Genomic DNA, 3656 nt, shown 5'->3' with positions numbered 1-3656 from the left:
CCGCAGGACGGTCTCTACACGCTGGCGGTGAGGGAAAGCGCCGGCGAGCAGTTGCAGATCATCGGCTCGATCGTGTCGTTGCTGGTGGCGCCCGAATATCCGGACGCCGTGCTTACCGCGCTCACCGATCCGCGCACCCGCATCGTCACGCTGACCATCACCGAAAAGGCCTATCTGAGGGCCGCCGACGGCAGCCTCGACGAAACTCATCCCGATATCGTCCACGATCTGGGAAACCCTGGATCGCCGAAGACGGCGCATGGTTTCCTGGCCGAGGCGCTTGCGCGCCGCCGCGCCGCCGGCACGCCGCCCTTCACGGTGCTGTGCTGCGACAACCTTCCGGCCAACGGCGCCACGCTGCACCGCCTGCTGATCGAGTTCGCGAAACTGCGCGACTTACGGCTCGCTCGACAGGGCGATGCCGGGCTCGCTCGACAGGGCGATACCGAACTCGCCCGCCATGTCGCCAACGAAGTGGCCTTCCCGTCTTCCATGGTCGACCGCATCGTGCCTGCGACCACCGACGCCGACCGGGCGCGCATCGCCGGCGAGCTTGGTCTCGAGGATGCCTGGCCGGTGATGACCGAGCCGTTCTGCCAATGGGTGATTGAGGATCGTTTCCCCACCGGGCGGCCGGCCTGGGAGAAATTCGGCGTCACCATGGTCGGGGATGTCGGTCCCTTCGAGGACATGAAGCTGAGGCTGCTCAACGGCGCGCATTCCGGCATCGCCTATCTTGGCCTGCTCAGCGGCCACGCCACCGTCGACCGCGCCTTCGCCGACCCGTCGATCCGACGGTTTGTCGACGCATTGTGGGCCGAAGCCGTGCCGACGCTGCCCCAGGATGCAGGCCTCGATACGGCCGCCTACACGGCCGAGCTCGCCCAGCGCTTCTCCAACACCGCGCTTGCCCATCGAACGGCGCAGATCGCCAATGACGGCAGCCAGAAACTGCCGCAGCGCATCGTCGCTTCCGCGCTTGCCCGGCTGGAGGCGGGCCTGCTGCCGGAACATCTGTCGCTGGTTGTCGCCGCCTGGATCGCCGCATGCTCCGCGCGCGGTGGCAGCTTGCCGGAGGGTCATTTCACCGACCCGCTCGACGACGCCCTCAGCAACCTGTTCGGCCGCAATCTGCCGACGGCAACAATGGCCGAGGCCGTGTTCGACCTCGCCGGCTTTGCCAAAGATCATCCGGAGCGACAGAAATTGATCGAGTTTGTCGCCACGCATCTCGTCCATTTCAAGCAGGGCGGTCCGAAGCTGGCTCTCGCGGCGCTCGGCATCGGCAAGGAACCGCCCCGGCTGGCCGAGTAGCGCGTCTCTGCACCGAGACTACTCGCCCGACTCGTTCACGACCTGCCGTGCGGCAGAGTAGGCCCCGTCCAGAACAGGCGCACTGCCTTGCCAACGAGATTGCCGTACGGCACCGTGCCCGGTGAAGCGGCTGTCGGCCAAATTGTCGCGGTTGTCGCCGAGCATGAAATATTCATCAGGCGGCACGACGATTTCCGGCGTGTCGTCGCCTGCCCAACTCGTGTCGGGTCGATCACCCAAACAAGAAGATAGAGCGGCTCGCCGTTTGCATGAAACCGCAAGACACCCTGACAAGCAGGGCGAACTGTCTCCCAAACGAGAAAACGGGCAAACGAGGCAAACAAAAAAGCGGGGCAAGCCCGCGGGGCAAGCCCGCTCTCTTTCAGTCCATCCTAAGATGCCGCCGTCAGGCCGGCAGCAGCGCGCCTTCCAACGTGGTGAGCTGGCTGAGAAACTGCTCGGCCTTGCTGCGGGCTTCGTCGTCCTTGGCGTCGGCGGCGTCTTCCCTGGCTTCCTGGATGCGGCGGGCGAGATCAGCGCGGTCGATGTCGCCGACGGCGACCGCCGATTCGGCCAGCAGCGTGCAGCCGGAGGGCAGGATGTCGGCGAAGCCGCCGAACACGACGTAGCGCTCTTCCTTGCCTGCCGCGGTTTTCACCGTGACGACGCCGGGCTTGATCGTGGTCATGACCGGAGCGTGCTGCGCCATCACGGTCATCTCGCCTTCGGCGCCCGGGATGACGACGGACTCGACCTGCTCGGAAACGAGCAGCCGCTCCGGCGAGACCAGTTCGAACTTGAAAGCTTCAGCCATGCCAATCTAGCGAGTAGGGAATAGCGAGTAGCGAGTAGTGAAAAACTCGGCCGGCCCACTGATCCCTATTCGCTACTCCCTATTCGCTATTCGCTTCTTTACGCCGCCTCAGCCGCCAGGCGCTGCGCCTTCTCGACCGCTTCCTCAATGCCGCCGACCATGTAGAAGGCGGCTTCGGGCAGATGGTCGTAATCTCCGGCGCAAAGGCCCTTGAAGCCCTTGATGGTGTCGGCAAGGTCGACCAGCTTGCCCGGCGAGCCCGTGAACACTTCGGCGACGAAGAACGGCTGCGACAGGAAGCGCTCGATCTTGCGGGCGCGGGCAACGGTCTGCTTGTCCTCTTCCGACAGCTCGTCCATGCCAAGGATGGCGATGATGTCCTGCAGCGACTTGTAGCGCTGCAGGATCGACTGCACCTGGCGGGCGACCTGGTAGTGCTCCTCGCCGACGACCATCGGGTCGAGCATACGCGAGGTCGAGTCGAGCGGATCAACGGCCGGGTAGATGCCCTTTTCCGAGATCGCGCGGTTGAGCACGGTCGTGGCGTCGAGGTGGGCGAAGGACGTGGCCGGCGCCGGGTCGGTCAAGTCGTCGGCCGGAACGTAGATGGCCTGCACCGAGGTGATCGAACCCTTGGTCGTGGTCGTGATGCGCTCCTGCAGCGCGCCCATGTCGGTGGCGAGCGTCGGCTGATAGCCCACGGCCGAGGGGATGCGGCCGAGCAGCGCCGACACTTCCGATCCCGCCTGGGTGAAGCGGAAGATGTTGTCGACGAAGAACAGCACGTCCTGGCCCTGGTCGCGGAAATACTCGGCGACGGTGAGGCCGGTCAGGCCGACGCGGGCGCGCGCGCCCGGCGGCTCGTTCATCTGGCCGTACACCAGCGCGGCCTTCGAGCCCTGGCCGCCGCCCTTCTTGTTGACGCCCGATTCGATAAACTCGTGATAGAGGTCGTTGCCTTCGCGGGTGCGCTCGCCGACGCCGGCGAACACCGAGAAGCCGCCGTGGGCCTTGGCGACGTTGTTGATCAGCTCCTGGATCAGCACGGTCTTGCCGACGCCGGCGCCGCCGAACAGGCCGATCTTGCCGCCGCGGGCGTAAGGCGCCAGCAGGTCGAGGACCTTGATGCCGGTGACCAGGATCTGCGCTTCCGTCGACTGGTCGACATAGGCCGGAGCCGGCTGGTGGATGGCGCGCATTTCGACGGCGTCGACGGGGCCGGCCTCGTCGACCGGCTCGCCGATGACGTTGATGATGCGGCCGAGCATGCCCGGGCCGACCGGCACCGAAATCGGTCCGCCGGTGTCATAGACATCCTGGCCGCGCACGAGACCTTCGGTCGAGTCCATGGCGATGCAGCGCACGGTGTTCTCGCCGAGATGCTGGGCGACTTCGAGGACCAGGTGGTTGCCGACATTGTCGGTTTCCAGCGCATTCAGAATGGCCGGCAAATGATCTTCGAACTGGACGTCGACGACGGCGCCGATGACCTGGCGCACCTTGCCGGCGGCGCCGACCCGCTTCGCCG

At 65.8% G+C, this 3656-nt stretch carries 3 protein-coding genes and 1 pseudogene; 1 reads left to right on the top strand and 3 read right to left on the bottom strand.

Going from position 1 to position 3656, the window contains the following annotated elements; all coding sequences use genetic code 11:
* The coding region (locus EOA75_RS30475) for a mannitol dehydrogenase family protein (protein WP_164747681.1) at positions 1–1314 on the top strand (1314 nt) is incomplete at its 5' end.
* A 71-nt stretch (positions 1315–1385) separates the two neighbouring features.
* Here EOA75_RS30475 and EOA75_RS34620 read toward each other — a convergent pair.
* From EOA75_RS34620 to atpD, 3 genes and pseudogenes are all read right to left on the bottom strand, one after another.
* Positions 1386–1524 (bottom strand): annotated as a pseudogene (locus tag EOA75_RS34620) (S26 family signal peptidase); the annotation flags it as partial.
* Between the two features lie 196 nt (positions 1525–1720).
* Positions 1721–2128 carry a F0F1 ATP synthase subunit epsilon gene (locus EOA75_RS30465; protein ID WP_067001534.1) on the bottom strand — a complete coding sequence of 136 codons (408 nt, stop codon included), beginning with the start codon at positions 2126–2128 and terminating at the stop codon, positions 1721–1723.
* A 98-nt stretch (positions 2129–2226) separates the two neighbouring features.
* Entirely contained in the window at positions 2227–3627 is a 1401-nt protein-coding gene (gene atpD / locus EOA75_RS30460) for a F0F1 ATP synthase subunit beta (RefSeq protein ID WP_245466786.1), read from the bottom strand.
* Between the last annotated feature and the right edge of the window lie 29 nt (positions 3628–3656).

The organism is Mesorhizobium sp. M1A.F.Ca.IN.022.07.1.1 (assembly GCF_003997575.1).
Lineage (GTDB): Bacteria > Pseudomonadota > Alphaproteobacteria > Rhizobiales > Rhizobiaceae > Mesorhizobium.
The sequence above is the reverse complement of the archived record's forward strand: the minus strand, read 5'-3'. Positions and strand labels throughout refer to the sequence as shown.

Bases quoted from the DNA above. Each gene is read 5' to 3' on its own strand.
- EOA75_RS30465 (WP_067001534.1), bottom strand. From the start codon at position 2,128: ATGGCTGAAGCTTTCAAGTTCGAACTGGTCTCGCCGGAGCGGCTGCTC.